Genomic DNA, 15864 nt, shown 5'->3' with positions numbered 1-15864 from the left:
ATGCGCCAACTCGATTTCGAACGCCGCCACCGGGACGCCTGGGAACAGCTGCGGCTGCTGCTGGACGATCTGGAGCGATCCCGACGCAAGCGCCGCCACAGCCGGGCCGAACTGGCGCGGCTGCCGTCGCTCTATCGTGAACTCTGCAATCACTATGCGATCGCCCGCAGCCGCCACTACAGCCCGGCCCTGGAGCAGCAGCTGCATGAACTGGTGTTGCGCGGCCATCGCCAGCTCTACTCGGGACGCAGCGCCGAACTGTGGCGCCTGGTGCAGTTCATTGCCTATGGCTTCCCGCGCGCCCTGCGCCGGCAAATCCGCTACTTCTGGCTGGCGGCGGTGCTGCTGGTCCTGCCCGGGCTGCTGGTGGGCGGCTTCTGCTATCTGCAGCCGGAGCTGATCTACAGCGTGATGGATGAGGATCAGGTGGCCGGCATGGAGGCGATGTATGATCCGGGCAACCGCAAACCGGGTCGCTCCCTGGAGCGCAGCGCGGAGACCGACATGATGATGTTCGGCCACTACATCTCCAACAATATCGGCATCGGCTTCCGCACCTTCGCCGGCGGCATGCTGTTCGGTCTCGGCTCGGTGCTGCTGTTGCTGTTCAACGGCGTGGCCATCGGCGCCGTGGCCGGCCACCTGACCCGGGTCGGCTATCAGGACACCTTCTGGTCCTTTGTCAGCGGTCACGGCGCGTTCGAGTTGACCGCCATCGCCATCTGCGGGGCCTCGGGGCTGATCCTCGGCCACGCCCTGATCGCCCCCGGACAGCTGACCCGGCTGGACGCCCTGAAGCGGCGTGCCCGGGAGGCGCTGCCGCTGGTGATGGGGGCGGCCTTCATGCTGCTGATCGCTGCCGTTATCGAGGCCTTCTGGTCCTCCGGCACGGCGGCCGTCGAAATCAAGTACGGCGTGGCCGGCCTGCTCTGGCTGCTGGTGGTGTATTATCTGGGGTTTGCCGGCCGGGAAGCGCATGGAACTGGATAGGATCGCCGTCACCGTGCGTCCCCGCACCCCCTGGGAGGCGATCGACCTCGGCTTTGCCATGGCCCGCGTCTGGTTCGTGCCGCTCTGGCTGCTCTGGCTGGCCCTGGCGCTGCCGGTCTATCTGCTGGCGGCGCTGCTGCTTCCCGACCACCCCTTGTGGGTCATCCTGATCGTCTGGTGGTGCAAGCCGGCCTACGAGCCGCTGCTGCTGTTCTGGCTGAGCCGCGCCCTGTTTGCCGACCGGATCCCCCTGCGCGCCGCCCTGCGGCAGGCGTTCCGGGTCGTTTTCCCGCAACTGCTGGTCAACCTGACCTGGCGCCGCTTCAACCCCAACCGCTCCTTCAACATGCCGGTGACGGTACTGGAAAGGCTCCGCGGCAAGGCGCGCAAAAAACGGGTGGCGGTGCTGGGGCGGGGACAGCAGGCGAGTACCTGGCTGACCATCGTGGGGATGCATTTCGAGATCATTCTGGAACTCTCCTTCATCTTTCTGATCGTCATCATGCTGCCCGAGGAGTTGCGCTGGCTGGACCTGGACAATTTCCTGTTCAATCCCGGGCGTCTGGAGCAGTGGCTGCAGCATCTGGGTGACCTGTTCGCCATGTCCCTGATCGCCCCCTTCTATGTGGCGGCCGGTTTCGCCCTCTACCTGACCCGGCGCACCGAACTCGAGGCGTGGGATATCGAGCTGGCCTTCCGCCGCCTGATCAGCAGGAAACAGAGCAGCCGGGAAGCCCGTCCCGCCCGTCCGGCCGGTACGTCCGGGGGGGCGCTGAGCCTGCTGCTGTGCGGCGCGTTGCTGGCCGGTGGCTATGTCCCCGATCTGCCTGCCGCGGCCCTGGAATCCCGGGAGGCCAAAACGGTGATAGCGCAGGTGCTGGCGGATGAGGCGTTCGGCCAGCGCAAACAGGAGACCTACTGGAAATACATCGGCGCGGCGGAGGAGCCGGCGGCCGATCGGGATGATCCGCACTGGTTGCTGCAGTGGCTGTTGGAGGTGCTGGAGGGCTTCGGCCGCGGGACCGCCGCCTTCGGCAAGGGCGTGTTGCTGATCGGGGCGGGCGTGCTGCTGGCCTGGCTGCTGTACAAGGCCTGGGGCAACCGGGAGTCCCTGGTGATCCGCCGGCCGCCGAGCGCAAGGCGGCAGCGCCCGGCCAGCCTGTTCGGGCTGTCGTTGGACAGCCAGTCGCTGCCGGCCGACATCGCCGGGGAGTGCCGGCGGCTGCTGCAGCAAGGGGAGATCCGCGCGGCATTGAGCCTGCTCTACCGCGGGGTGCTGGTGGCGCTGCTGCGGCATGAGCGGCTGGAGATAGCGGACAGTGCCACCGAGGGCGAGTGTGTTGCCCGGGTGCGGGCGGTCTGTCCCGAGGGCGAGAGCGCCTTCTTTGTCCGCCTGACGCGGGTCTGGATCGCGGCGGCCTACGGGCATCAGCCGGCGGATGCACGGCAGGTGGCCGGGTTGTGTGATGAATGGCAGCGGCTGTTCGGCGGAGAGCCGGGCCATGGGTAATCGGCTGACATGGGCGTTGATCGGGGTGTTGCTGTTGCTGCTCGCGGGCTGGGGTGTGCAGTGGTTCTTCGCCAATCATGAACAGCGCAGCCGCGAGATCGTCGAAGGGATGTCGCCGCTGGCAAAAAGAAACCCGCTGCTGGCGGCCGAGCGTTTCCTCAACGGCATCGGCCTGGATGCCGAGAGCATCAGTGGCCGTGACCGCCTGCTGACCCCGCCGGCGGAGCCCGGTCTGCTGCTGGTCTACCGGCTGGGCGTGAGCCTGCCACCGGAGCGCGAACAGGTGCTGCTGGGGTGGGTGCGGCAAGGTGGTCATCTGCTGATCACCCCGCAGGAGGCCTGGGATGACGAGGCCCAGAGCAGCGGCAACAATCTGCTGGACGCCCTGGGAGTCCACCCCCAGTTCGTCGACCCTCAGTCCGTCAACCCCGAGCCCAGCGACGACACGCCACCCGCGGATCAACCCGCGGATGACCGCACCCTCGCAACCGGTGATAAACCGGCGCCGGTGCTGTTCGAGCTGCCCGCAACTGGTGAGCGGATGGGTGTCGCCTTCAGTGACCGGCGCCTGCTGTTCGACAGTCAGGGACGGGCCGACTGGACGATCGAGACGGAGGCGGGCGCCCATCTGCTGCAGTATCGGCTGGGGCAGGGACGGATCACGGTGATCGGCGGCCTGGAGATCTTCGCCAATGCCGCGATCGGTGAGCAGGATCATGCCCTGCTGTTGGCGCGGCTGGTGGGCCAGCAGCGACGCGCCTGGCTGCTCTACAGCAGCGACATGCCGCCGTTGCCGCAATTGCTGTGGCGCCTGGCTCCGGGGCTGGTCATTTCTCTTGCTGCCCTGGGGCTGCTGCTGGTCTGGTCGCTGGCCCGGCGCAGCGGGCCGGTCATCACCCCCGGGCAGGTGGTGCGGCGCAACCTGATGGAGCATCTGGCGGCGGTGAGCCGTTACCTCTGGCGTACCGACCAGGCGGCTGTTACCTTCGGCCAATCCCAGGCGGCGCTGGAGCAGGCGTGGCGGCAGCGCCATCCCGTGCTGGCGACCCTGGAGCAGGGGGAGCGCTGCCAATGGATCGCGCAACATGCCGGACTCTCGCCGCAGGCGGTGGAACGGGCACTCTATGGCGGGTATCAGGGCGAACAGGCATTTATTCAGGTGACGGCAGTCCAACAGAGACTGGCGGCGCGGTTGCATATACAGGAGAAGACGCGTGGATGAGGATATGAACGTGGCAGCGCCGCCGAGCGGTGGTCTGTGCCCCGAAACACTGGATCAGGCGCTGGATCAGGAGACGCTGGATCAGGTCCAGGGTCTGGAACGCGAGGTGCAACGGGCGGTGATCGGACAGAACCGGGTCATCCGCGAGGTGATTATCGGTCTGCTGGCGGCCGGGCATGTGTTGGTGGAGGGCGTCCCGGGACTGGGCAAGACCCTGCTGGTACGCGCCCTGGCGGCGGCCGTGGGCGGCCATTTCAGCCGCGTCCAGTTCACCCCGGACCTGATGCCGAGCGATATCAGCGGGCATGTGATGTTCGACATGAAGCGCGACGCCTTCCGGGTGCGCAAGGGCCCGGTATTCTGCAACTTCCTGCTGGCGGACGAGATCAACCGGGCACCGGCCAAGACCCAGTCGGCCCTGCTGGAGGTGATGCAGGAGCAGCAGGTCACCATCGAGGGGACCTCGTATCCGCTGGAGCTGCCGTTCCTGGTCCTGGCCACCCAGAACCCGATCGAACAGGAGGGGACCTACCCCCTGCCCCAAGCCCAGCTGGACCGTTTTCTGCTCAAGGTGTTTATCGACTATCCCGCCCAGGAGGAGGAGCAGGCACTGGTGCATCACGTCACCAATGGGGTGGTGGGCGATCAACTGGATATCTCGGCGGTGCGCGGCCTGCTGAACCCGGCACAGGTGTTGAAACTGCAGCGGGCGGCGGCCCGCCTGCGGGTGGATGAACAGATTGTCGGCTACGCGGTGCGCATCGTGCGCACGGCGCGGGACTGGAGTGGGGTCGAGGTGGGGCCGGGACCACGCGGCAGCATCTCGCTGCTGCGTGCCGCCCGTGCCCACGCCCTGCTGGAGGGCAACGCCTTCGTCACTCCGGACGACGTCAAGGCGGTCGCCACGGCGGTGCTGCGCCACCGCATGAAGCTGACCACCGACCTGGAGATCGAAGGCTACCAGGCGGACGATGTGCTGGCCGACATCCTGGTCAATGTGGATGCGCCGCGCATATGACGCCGAGCCGGTCGCTGCTCTGGGCCGCGCTTGGGGTCAGCCTGCCGGCGTTGCCGGCGGCCTTCTATCCGGCGCTGCACGAGCTCTGGCTGGTGCTGTTCTGGCTGCTTTGCGGGGTATTGCTGCTGGACGCCCTGCTGGTGCGCAGGGCCCCAAACATCACTCTCAGCCGCACCCTGCGCCACAGCATCCCGGTCGGGGTGTGGTCGAAGGTGGTGCTGCGCCTGGATAATCCGGGCGCCCGTCCCCTGCGGCTGTGGCTGCATGATCATCATCCGGGCGGATTCGAGTGCGAGGGCATGCCCGCCGCACTGGATCTCCCGGCGCACCGTGCGGGGTGTGTCGAATACCGGGTGAAGCCGCGGCGCCGGGGTGACGCCGCATTCAGCGGCTGTGACCTGATCGTCGCCTCGCCACTCGGTTTCTGGCGCCGCCGCCATTTTCATGCCCTGGCCGAAGGGGTCAAGGTGTTTCCCGATTTTCAGGAGATTGGCCGCTATGCCCTGCTGGCGACGGATCACCGGCTCAGTCAGATGGGGGTGCGCCGGCGCCAGCGGCGCGGGCAGGGCAATGACTTCCATCAGCTGCGTGAGTACCGCGCCGGCGATGCCCTGCGCCAGATCGACTGGAAGGCCAGTTCGCGCTACCGCAAGCTGATCTCCAAGGAGTATCAGGACGAGCGTGACCAGCAGGTGCTGTTTCTGCTCGATTGCGGCCGCCGCATGCGCCACGAGGAGGCCGGGCGGGTGCATCTGGATCAGGCGCTCAACGCGCTGCTGTTACTGGCCCATGTGGCGGCGCGGCAGGGGGATGCGGTGGGCCTGCTCACCTTCGGTGGCGCCGATCGCTGGCTGCCGCCGCGCAAAGGGGCGGGGGTGGTCCAGGATCTGCTGTCGCGTACCTATGACCTGAGTGCCGGCCAGGAGGCGGCCGATTTCCTGCTGGCGGCCCGGCAACTGATGTCGTTGCAACCGCGCCGCGCCCTGGTGGTGGTAATGACCAACACCCGGGATGAGGACCACAGCGATCTGATCCAGGCGATCCAGCTGCTGAAGCGGCGGCATCTGGTGGTGGTGGCCAATCTGCGCGAGTCGATCCTGGATGAAGTGCTGGCGCGGCCGGTGGATGATCTGGACTCGGCACTGCAGTTTCACACGGTCAATGGCTATCTGGAGCAGCGGCGAAAGAGTCTGGACGGTCTGCGGCATCAGGGGGTGCTGACCCTGGACCTGCAGGCACCCCAGTTGCCGGTCGCCCTGGTGAACGGCTATTTGATGATCAAGGCGTCGGGGACGCTCTGATGTGATAGTTATTCCTGATTAGCCATCTGAATCGACCGTGCTCAGGAAAATATTAGCCGCAAGGAGTGGCGCATGGCATCCTCGGCTCCGTAAACGGTACATCCCTGTACCACTCCTCTTGCACCACTCCTCACGGCTTTAGAAACGGTATCTGACCATAGTTGGCGCGGACGGGTAATCAGGTCGTTAATTATTGACGGACTCCTAGCCTACAGTTTGTCGGGTTGGCGACGCTATAAGCTGTAACAGGAAGCAGCAAGAGGAGCGGGTGAATACCGCTGAATACAGGGATAGTCGAACAGGAGGTAAAGATGGCACTGTTTGGTAATGGCGAACAAAAACGGCGTTTGATCGAGCTGGAAGAGGAGAATAAACGGCTTTCCCAGGAGGTTGAACGGCACAAATCTGAGCTGGCCGCCCAGGGTGACGAGCTGGAGCATTTTCGGGTTGCCGCCGGTCGCGAGGCGCAACTCGACAGCCTGATGCATTGTGAGAATAAGCATCTTAAGTCGGGTCTGGTGGATATCCAGGGGAATCTGGCCGAATCGGTCACCGCCGCCAAGCAATCTCTGGCGGGGTTCGGTGAGATCGGCAGGGAGTTCTCCGCCCTGTCGAGCCGTATCCAGCAGGTCACCACGGAGCTGGGCACCCTGTCGGAGGTGTCTAGCCGGTCGGGCGAATCGGTGGCGGGCATGTCCACCCGCGCCGGTGAGATCAGTTCCATCCTGGCGCTGATCAAGGGCATCGCCGAACAGACCAACCTGCTGGCGTTGAATGCCGCCATCGAGGCGGCCCGGGCCGGCGAGCAGGGGCGCGGTTTTGCCGTGGTCGCCGACGAGGTGCGCGGCCTGGCGGACAAGACCCAGGCGGCGATCACCGAGATCAATGATGTGATCCAGGCGATGCAGGACAATGTGAAATCGGTCTCCGCGGCATCGCTGCAGGTGATCGATAAGGTGGAGATGGTCTCCGGGGCGGTCGGCGGATTCGAGCAGGAACTGGGTAAGATGGGTAGCGGGGTGCAGTCCTATTTTAATGACGTCACGCTGATGACCGACAACGTCTTCCTCAGCCTGGCCAAGCTGGATCACGTACTCTGGAAGGTCAACACCTATCTGTCGGTGAATTTGAACCAGCCGGCATTTGATTTCGTCGATCACCACCACTGCCGCCTGGGCAAGTGGTATTACGAAGGGGACGGCAAGGAGTTCTTCTCCCATTCGAGTCACTACCGGCAAATCGAGCAGCCCCATTCGGTGGTTCACCAGGGCACCAAGGGGGTGTTCGAGCTACTCGGTGGCGAGCAGCGCAACTACCCGGCCCTGATGCAGGCGTTTCAGGTGATGGAGGAGAACAGCCAGAAGGTGTTCGAGATGCTGGACAAGGTGGAGGCCGACGCCAAGCGGGGAGACTGAGGTACCGTTACTACCGGCCTCGGCCCGTCGGCGGATCCCCTACAGCGGGTAGGATGGTCAACCTAACCCAGCAAACAGACAATACGCCGTCATTCACCATTTAGCGATTGCGCAATCGGTGGGTTACGCGACGCGCGGGCATTATCGTGGACTGGAAGTAGCGTGCCTGTGCGTCGCTAACCCACCCTACTCAGGATTGCCACAGATATAGAGCGTAGGATGGGTGGGGGAGGAACGACGGAACCCATCATCAGGAGATCTGTAGCCGCGAGGAGTGGTGCAAGAGGAGTGGTACAGGGATGTACCGATAACGGAGCCGAGGATGCAATGCACCGTTTACGGACCTAAGGATGGAATAAACGCGAATGAGCGCGAATAAGGGTAACTTGGCAATCACCTTGCACAACCGGTAGGGTGCTGGTGAGCTTGCGAACCGCACCATTGCGGAATCCCCGCCAGGCACACCGACCCATGCGGGCGAAATCCGGGACGCCGTTGCATCGCGCCTCAATAGAGCGGCAGCGGCGGCTCATCCAGCAGCCGCAGCTGCTGCTCCAACTCCCCCAGGTGCGACTGCCAGTACTGGTGGGTATGGAACCAGGGGAAGGCCTGGGGAAAGGCGGGGTCTTGCCAGCGCCGCGCCAGCCAGGCCGCGTAATGGATCATGCGCAGGGTGCGCAGGGGTTCGATCAGCGCCACCTCGCGGCTGTCCAGTTGGCGGAAGGTCTCGTAGCCCTCGCGGATATAGCTCAGCTGCAGCGCCATCTCCTGACGGTCACCGGACAACAGCATCCACAGATCCTGTATCGCCGGACCGCTGCGGCAATCATCCATGTCCACGAAGTGCGGCCCCTGCTCGGTCCACAGGATATTGCCCGGATGGCAGTCGCCATGCAGGCGGATCATGCGACTCGGCCGGGCCATGGAAAAGGCTTCATCGATGCCCTGTTGCAGCGCCTCGGTCACCCGTCGATAGCCCGATTCAAGCTCCAGCGGGATACAGCCCTCGGTCAGCAGATAGTCCGCGCAGGCGCGGCCCATCTGGTCCGGGTCGATGGTGGGGCGGTGCTGGAACGGCTGGGCGGAACCGATCAGGTGGATGCGGGCGATAAAGCGGCCGATCCACTCCAGGTTGTCGGGATTCTCCAGCTCCGGCCAGCGCCCGCCGCGGCGCGGGAACAGCGCAAAGCGGTAGCCCTGGAACTGGTGCAGGGTAGTGCCCTGGGGATCCTCCAGGGGCGCCACCACCGGTATCTCGTCGGCGGCCAGGGCCAGGGTGAAACGGTGCTCCTCCAGAATGTTGGCATCGCTCCAGCGCTGCGGCCGGTAGAACTTGGCCACCAGCGGCGGTCCCTCGTCCATGCCGATCTGGTAGACCCGGTTTTCGTAACTGTTCAGGGCCAGCATACCGCCAGAGGGCCGGTAGCCGACCGATTCCAGCGCACAGAGAATGGTTTCGGGAGTCAGGTCGGCGTAAGGTGTGCCCGGATCAGACATCAAATCCGGCCTGGCGCAGCGCCCGCTGCAGCTGGCGCGGTTCGAACCCCTGGATCAGCTGCTCCCCGACCATGATCAGCGGTACGCCGCGACCGCCGGTGCGCATGAAATCGAGCTGGGCGCGGCGGTTGCGCTCCACGTCCTGTTCGGTGAACGGGATATGGTGCTCCTGCAGATACGCCTTGGCGCGCCGGCAGTGGGCGCAGTTACGGCTGCTGTAGAGGGTGATGCGTGTCGGTCGCTTTTTCATCAGTCGTATCACCCGGTCAGTCTCGTAGGATGGATCGGTAGGTCAGGGGTCGGAGTAGCTACGGGGTCGGAGTCAATCCGTTCAGCCTGCAGCGCTTGCTGCCACAATATCTCACGGATTGACTCCGACCCCTCTGGTTGCACATGATTTCACGGATTGACTCCGACCCCTGCAGATCAAGGCCGTGGCGGATCGCCCCCTGGGGAAATCAACGGCCGGTCAGGATGCGCTCCGCCTCGCGGTACTTGTCGGCGGTCTTGCTGATCACCTCGTCCGGCAGCACCGGCCCCGGCGGCGTCTTGTCCCACTCCAGGGTCTCCAGGTAGTCGCGCACGAACTGCTTGTCGAAGCTCGGCGGGCTGATACCCGGCTGGTACTGGTCCGCCGGCCAGAAGCGGGAGGAGTCCGGGGTCAGCACCTCATCGATCAGGAACAGCTGACCCTGCCCGTCCAGGCCGAACTCGAACTTGGTGTCGGCGATGATAATACCCTTCTGCAGGGCATAGTCGGCGCACTCGCTGTAGATGCGCAGGCTCGCCTCGCGGACCTGGTTGGCCAGCTCCTCGCCGAGCAGGTCGATCATCTGGGCGAAGCTGATGTTCTCATCGTGATCCCCCATCTCCGCCTTGGACGAGGGGGTGAAGATCGGCTCCGGCAGCTTGTCGGCCTGGCGCAGCCCCGCGGGCAGCTTGATCCCGCACACCTCGCCGGTCTTCTGATAATCCTTCCAGCCGGAACCGATGATATAGCCGCGCACGATCGCCTCCACCGGCAGCGGCTTCAGCTTGCGCACCACGATGGCCCGATCCCCCAGCATCGCCCGCTGTGCCGGGTCCGGCACCACCTGCTCCAGCGGCAGATCGGAGAGGTGATTGGGCAGGATGGAGCGGGTGCGCCCGAACCAGAAGTTGGCCACCCGGGTCAGCACCTCGCCCTTGCCGGGGATCGGCTGTGGCAGCACCACATCGAAGGCCGACAGGCGGTCGCTGGCGACGATCAGCATGTGCCCCTCGTCGATATCAAAAATATCCCGGACCTTGCCGCGATTCAGCAGCTTCAGGTGGGGCAGGTCGGTTTCAAACAGCGCGTCAGCTTGGCTCATAATAGTGAAACTTGGTGACTGGAAAGGGGAGCGATTATACCCCCATCCGGGGCTTGTTAATAAGCCCTTGTTACATTTTCTCGTGAGTAGCGTAGCCCGGATGAGCCGCCACCGTCGAAACTGGAAGGACCCTATGTGCCGCGGCGGCATAATCCGGGGAACAGGCTCGGTCCAATGGCACCCCGGATTCCGCCCGCCTGGGTAGGTGTGCCTGTCGGGTTCCCGTGGGTGGGCTCCCTCCAGGCTACCAACTGGCTGAGTGTAGGATGCCGGTGAGCTTGCGAACCGCATCATTCGCCCATTGAAGTGGATCGATGCGGTTCGTACCTCACCGGCATCAACGGTTAATTTCTCGCAACCCATCCGTAAGGCGACAAGGGGGAATGGCACTAAGTTAAGCCCAGAGCCCCCGTCATCCCGGCGAATGGCGGGATCCAGAACCCGCATCCGCGGTGAATTCATGGATTATTCGCTTCGCTCACCCTTCGGGCCGACTTTCAGTCGTTCAACGCGATCCGCGCTTTTGTCCGGCCTGCGCCGGAATGACGAAAAAATGGGTTCCTGCCTTAACTTAGTGCCATTCCGACAAGGGGGAGTTCTTTGGGAGAATAGTTCATGTTGTATTGCAGAATTCACGACGCGGATAAGAGTGTTTCACACCCCTCGATAATTTCGGAGATGCCGGGTCCCGATGCGCCCGAGGAAGCAGCGGTGCCGGCCCTGTCGCGAAAAGACGCGCTATCGAATAGACGGGTCAGCAGTTCTCCGGCATCACGCCCCTGTGAATCCAAATTTACCATCAGGCCAGCGCCTGAGCGGACAACCTGTCGCGCGACCAGCCACTGCTCCATCTGCAGCGGGATGAGTAGCAGCGGTTTTCCTCCCAGCAACGTGGTCATCACGGTCTCATTACCGGCGTGGCACACCACCACATCGCACGCCTCCACTACCGACCCAAGATTGGCGGGTCGATTCAGGATCTCGACATTTTCCGGTATTTCGAACTGCGCTCCAGGACCTTCTGAAACGAAAACCTTTACTTCATCCGCGCAACCGCTCATTCGCCGGATAAGTTCCGGCAGATCACGATAGTACGATTTCAGGTAGGCGAAGATCTTTCTCCGCGCAGCCGGATGCCAGGACGGCACCAGAAATTCGGACGAGTGACAGGCAAAGGGATAATAGATTTTTTCCGTTCGTAGATCGGCATAGACATCCGCCTCTGGGAGGGTGCAGAGAAAGTCGCGATTTGATGATGTCAATTGCCAGCAGGCCTCAAGAGGCGCACTGCCGTAATCTTTCAGGACGGAATTGACTGACTTCAATACCCGATACTCCGCCTGTATTGCTCTTTTTTCGGCATTGGGGGCCTGTGGATAGTAGGCGGGTACAGGGGAGACGCGAGGCAGGCATACGAATCCACCGGAACCTGAAACGGTGGCGGTCGGTATGCCGGCAATGATCGCTGCAATATGGGCCGTCGGTGCATAGTCCAACATCACCAGATCCGGTCGGACCGCCTCCATCAGTGCCAGCCAGCCATTGACTTGTCCGGTCATACGCAGTGGATCTGCATATCCATGTTGCAGCAGGATTTCCGTATAGGTACAGGGCCTGGTCCTGGGTCGAAATGCCGGCGTCAACATCGGCGCCTGAAACCAGCGAAACCGGGTTCGCCCCAGCATCAGCTCGGCGGATCCGAGTTCCCGCAGCGCGAAGTCCACCTCGTGGCCGTGTGCCGCGAGCTGATCGGCAATTCTTCGGAATCGACCCAGATGCCCGAAGGCACTGCCCAGCTCCCAGGCGCAAAGCACCTTCCCCATCAGTGACTGTTGCCTGTCTCAAGCATGGTTTCCATACCCGTGCCTTCCACTCTCTGGCCGCCATCCATCGAACCGCGCATGCCCGTGGGAAATCGGTCACCGCGGTCATCACCCAGGTTGATCACGGTATCCACCGAAAGCGCCTGGGGCAACTGGTGGGTGATGAACAGGATGGTCACTTTTCCCTTCAGTCGATTGATGGTTTTGGCAAACTGCTCTGCCGTGGCGCTGTCCAGGTTGCTCACTGATTCGTCAAATACCAGGATCTTCGGGCGCTTTAGCAGGGCGCGGGCGATAGCGACACGCTGTTTCTGGCCGCCGGAAAGCCCGCTGCCGTGCTCGCCGATCTCGGTCTGATAACCCCTCGGCAGGGTATCGATCACTTCATGAATCTCCGCCATGCGACAGGCATGCACCACCTGCTCGAAGGTCGCGTGGGGATTGGCCATCAGCAGGTTGTCATAGAGGGTGCCGGAGAAGAGTACGATCTCCTGGGGCACGATGCCGAAATGCCGCCGCAGTTCGTTGGCGGCGAGGTGGCGTATATTCCGTCCGTCGAGCAGGATGCGACCCGCCTCCGGCCGGTAGAAACCCTGCAGCAGCTTGGCCAGCGTGCTTTTGCCGGATCCGGAAGGCCCCATGATCGCCACGCAGCTGCCTGGGGCTACCTGCATGTTGAACTCCCGGTAGAGCCAGGGGTGCTCTTCGCTGTAGCGGAAGCCCAGCCCGTCGATCCGCAGGCTGCCCTGGTCGGCCGGGGGGCGGGTAGGTGCTACCGCATAGGGTTCCGCGGGCGCGTCCATCACATCACCGAGGCGGCGCACGGCGATCGCGGCCTGTTGGAACTCCTGCCACAGCCCGACAATGCGCATCACCGGTTGCGAAAGGCGCCCGGCGAACATCTGAAACGCCACCAGCATGCCCACGGTGAAGGTATTGCTCTGCATCACCAGCCAGGCACCGGCACAGAGAATGGCGAGGGTCTGGAACTGCTCGAGGGTGGTGGCGGTCACGTTGTAGGCATTGTAGAGGTTTCGGGTGCGGAATCCCGCGGCGAGGAAGCCGGCCAGGTAGCCGTCATAGCGACGGCCGAGTTGCGGCTCCATCTGCAACGATTTGACAGTCTCCATGCCACTGACATATTCGGTCAGAAACGCCTGGTTGCGGGCGCCCAGCTGGAACTGCGCGTTGAGCCGTTCGCGCAGTTGCGGTGTCACCAGCAGGCTGACGGCTGCAATGGCGGCGAGTACGGCCAGGACGATCAGGGTCAGCACCCAGGAGTAGTAAAACATCACCGCCAGAAAAATGAACAGGAACGGCAGGTCGAGGAGCAGAGTGACGGCCGCGCCGGTGACGAATTCGCGGATGGTCTCGACGCCCTGAACGCGGGCGATCAGGGTCCCGGTGGGGCGGTGTTCAAAGTAGGGTACCGGAAGCCGGAACAGATGGGAGAATACCCGGCTGCCGATCACCGCATCGACCCGGTTGCCGGTGTGGATGACCAGGTACTGGCGGGTCCAGGTCATGGCGGCGGTGAACAGCATGAACATCAACAGCCCGACGCCCACCACCACCAGGGTGTTCTTGGTGTGGTGCACGATCACTTTGTCAATCACCACCTGAGTGAACAGCGGCGTGGCCAGCGCCATGAGCTGGATGAACAGCGAGGCGATCAGCACGTCGCGCCAGATCCGCTTGTGCCGCAGCAGTTCGGGGACGAACCACTTGAAGCCGAAGCGCGGTGGTTGGTGGTCGATTTCGTCAGCCGGCGCCGACTCGGCGGACGGCTGCACGCTCAGGATGCTGGCCTGGAATCGGCCAGCGACGGCCTTGAGCTCCACGCTATCGGGTGAGTCACTGCCCGCGCCGAAATAGACTAGCCCGTCGTCCTCGCAGCGGACGATCAGTACGGGGGCCAGTGTGGGATCCAGCGGCGCCGCATCGCTCTCCCCGTCTGTCGCCTCGCCCGACTGCGGATCGCTCTTCAGCAGCGCCACGGCGGGCAGTTGTCGCGGTTGCAGATTGGCCGCTGAGACCTCCCGCAGTTCGCCATCCAGGCCGAGGGTTCCAAGCGCCTGTTGCAGGGCCGCGAAGGTGAACGGGGGCGGAAACTGATCAAGCACAAGTCGCGGTTCGAACGGTTTGCGGTGGATGCGGCACAGACTGCCGAGCAGCCAGAGGAAATGGTCGCGCGTCAGCAGCGAACGTGGCGCAACCTGCCCGGGTGCGGGTTTCCCCGTCCGGTCGCGCCCATCGGATACCTTCCTCTCTTGAGCCGCTCCCGATATTTTCACCGCTCCGTCCCTGCTTCTGAAACCGTGGCCTGGATCGGCGAGAAGAGATATTCAAGCACGCTACGTTCCCCCAGTTTGATCTCCGCCGTCACGTGCATGCCCGGCCGCAGTTCGAACTGTTTGCCGTTGCGCGCGAGGTGCTGCGTCTCCAACGCCAGCACTGTCCGATAGGTCAGGCTCGAACCTGGTGGCGTTTGGGCGTCGCCAGAATCGGAGCCGGAACCGGTGGCGGCATTGTCAATCGCGTCGGCACTCACGCGCTCGACTTCGGCATTGATGGTGCCGTACTTCTGAAACTCGTAACTGGCCAGCTTGATGCGGGCGGTCTGGCCGGAATGGACGAATCCGACATCACTGTTGCCCATATAGACCTCCGCCTTGAGCGGTTCATCGACCGGGACCAGCCGCAACAGCACGGTACCGGCCGGCACCACCGTCCCCTCGGTATGGGTGGCGAGGTCCATCACCACGCCGTCCTGCGGCGCCTTGAGTTCCAGCAGGCCGTTGCGGTAATCCTGCTTGCGCAACTCCTCCTCCAGTTGCGCCAGCTCGCGGGATAGGGTGTGGCGCTCGTCCAGCAGCTGTTGCCGATAGGCGGAGTCGATGGAGCGCAGCCGTTCCCGGGTGGCCCGGACCGTGGCGTCGAGCGACTCGATGGTATATCGCTGGGCACGCAGATCCTGTTCGACCTCGATCCGCTCCCTCTGGTGTTCCAGCATCTGCAGCCTGGAGCTGTAGCCCTTCTCCCCGAGTGTCGCGAACACCTGTTCGTTTTCACGGTAGATGCGGAGGGTCTCTTTGAGTTTCTCCGTGATCTCTCCGGCTGCCTTGCGATCTTGCTGCGCCCGCTCCAACGCAGCACGCTGCTCTGCCAGCGCATTGCGGTAGGCGTTGCGGTGGGCACGGTACTGTTCGGCCACCTGGGTATAATCTGCCGTGACATCGCCTTCGACCCGTTCGAACGGAGTTCCCGCAAGTTCGGCCTCGATCCGGCGCAATTGAAGCCCGACCGAGTTGAATTCGGTCTGCAGTTTTCGCCGGTCCGCCTGTGACAGCTGGCGGTCCATCAGCAGCAGCGGTGCCCCCGCGCGGACCAGATCGCCGTCGCCGACCAGGATCTTCGCCACCCGCCCGCCCTCGAACGGCTGCACCACCTTGAGGCGGGTCTGGGGAACCAGTTTGCCCTCGGCCCGTGCGACGATATCCAGCCGGCCCAGGGCCGCCCACGCCAGGATCACCACGAACAGCACGGCCACGGTCCGCAACACCCGGCCCGCCAACGGCGGGGGTGGTTCCTGGACAATATCGAGCAGTTGCGGATCAAAATGCGCCTCCGACGGCGCATCGTGAACGGGCAACCGAAGTGCCCTGCGCAGTCTGCCAGGAAGGGGTCGTCGGGGCACGGGCGGCACAGCGCCGCCCGTGGTTTCGGTTGCCTTCGG

At 63.8% G+C, this 15864-nt stretch carries 12 protein-coding genes; 6 read left to right on the top strand and 6 right to left on the bottom strand.

Features of this window, described 5'->3' with window-relative positions:
* The 6 genes from NPX02_RS13555 to NPX02_RS21395 all read left to right on the top strand — a co-directional run bounded on the left by NPX02_RS13555 (position 1) and on the right by NPX02_RS21395 (position 7456).
* Entirely contained in the window at positions 1 to 990 is a 990-nt protein-coding gene (locus NPX02_RS13555; RefSeq protein ID WP_260294277.1) for a stage II sporulation protein M, read from the top strand.
* Positions 977 to 2500 carry a DUF4129 domain-containing protein gene (locus NPX02_RS13550; RefSeq protein WP_260294275.1) on the top strand — a complete coding sequence of 508 codons (1524 nt, stop codon included), beginning with the start codon at positions 977 to 979 and terminating at the stop codon, positions 2498 to 2500. Before NPX02_RS13555 ends, NPX02_RS13550 begins: the two co-directional genes overlap by 14 nt.
* Complete coding sequence (locus NPX02_RS13545) at positions 2493 to 3722, top strand: DUF4350 domain-containing protein (protein WP_260294272.1); 1230 nt, start codon at positions 2493 to 2495, stop codon at positions 3720 to 3722. The genes NPX02_RS13550 and NPX02_RS13545 overlap by 8 nt, the downstream gene beginning before the upstream one ends.
* Positions 3715 to 4740, top strand: coding sequence for an AAA family ATPase (locus NPX02_RS13540; RefSeq protein ID WP_260294270.1), 1026 nt, complete (start codon positions 3715 to 3717; stop codon positions 4738 to 4740). The genes NPX02_RS13545 and NPX02_RS13540 overlap by 8 nt, the downstream gene beginning before the upstream one ends.
* On the top strand, positions 4737 to 6041 hold the full coding sequence (locus tag NPX02_RS13535) for a DUF58 domain-containing protein (protein ID WP_260294268.1): 1305 nt from the start codon (positions 4737 to 4739) through the stop codon (positions 6039 to 6041). The genes NPX02_RS13540 and NPX02_RS13535 overlap by 4 nt, the downstream gene beginning before the upstream one ends.
* Before the next feature lie 311 nt (positions 6042 to 6352).
* On the top strand, positions 6353 to 7456 hold the full coding sequence (locus NPX02_RS21395) for a methyl-accepting chemotaxis protein (protein ID WP_305792875.1): 1104 nt from the start codon (positions 6353 to 6355) through the stop codon (positions 7454 to 7456).
* Positions 7457 to 7963: 507 nt separating this feature from the next.
* Here NPX02_RS21395 and NPX02_RS13520 read toward each other — a convergent pair.
* The 6 genes from NPX02_RS13520 to NPX02_RS13495 all read right to left on the bottom strand — a co-directional run bounded on the left by NPX02_RS13520 (position 7964) and on the right by NPX02_RS13495 (position 15780).
* Entirely contained in the window at positions 7964 to 8953 is a 990-nt protein-coding gene (locus tag NPX02_RS13520) for a serine/threonine protein kinase (RefSeq protein ID WP_260294266.1), read from the bottom strand.
* Positions 8946 to 9203 carry a glutaredoxin family protein gene (locus NPX02_RS13515; protein ID WP_260294263.1) on the bottom strand — a complete coding sequence of 86 codons (258 nt, stop codon included), beginning with the start codon at positions 9201 to 9203 and terminating at the stop codon, positions 8946 to 8948. Before NPX02_RS13515 ends, NPX02_RS13520 begins: the two co-directional genes overlap by 8 nt.
* A gap of 208 nt (positions 9204 to 9411) precedes the next feature.
* The gene (locus NPX02_RS13510; RefSeq protein WP_260294261.1) at positions 9412 to 10305 is read right to left on the bottom strand and encodes a phosphoribosylaminoimidazolesuccinocarboxamide synthase; all 894 of its coding nucleotides are present in this window, start codon (positions 10303 to 10305) and stop codon (positions 9412 to 9414) included.
* Positions 10306 to 10937: 632 nt separating this feature from the next.
* Positions 10938 to 12128 carry a glycosyltransferase gene (locus tag NPX02_RS13505; RefSeq protein WP_260294259.1) on the bottom strand — a complete coding sequence of 397 codons (1191 nt, stop codon included), beginning with the start codon at positions 12126 to 12128 and terminating at the stop codon, positions 10938 to 10940.
* Entirely contained in the window at positions 12128 to 14422 is a 2295-nt protein-coding gene (locus NPX02_RS13500; RefSeq protein WP_260294257.1) for a peptidase domain-containing ABC transporter, read from the bottom strand. The genes NPX02_RS13505 and NPX02_RS13500 overlap by 1 nt, the downstream gene beginning before the upstream one ends.
* Complete coding sequence (locus NPX02_RS13495; protein WP_260294254.1) at positions 14419 to 15780, bottom strand: HlyD family type I secretion periplasmic adaptor subunit; 1362 nt, start codon at positions 15778 to 15780, stop codon at positions 14419 to 14421. The genes NPX02_RS13500 and NPX02_RS13495 overlap by 4 nt, the downstream gene beginning before the upstream one ends.
* Positions 15781 to 15864 lie beyond the last annotated feature (84 nt).

The organism is Sedimenticola hydrogenitrophicus (genome assembly GCF_025175675.1).
In the GTDB taxonomy this organism is placed as follows: domain Bacteria; phylum Pseudomonadota; class Gammaproteobacteria; order Chromatiales; family Chromatiaceae; genus Sedimenticola; species Sedimenticola hydrogenitrophicus.
Note: the sequence above shows the minus strand (reverse complement) of the source record. Positions and strands in the feature narration are given on the sequence as shown.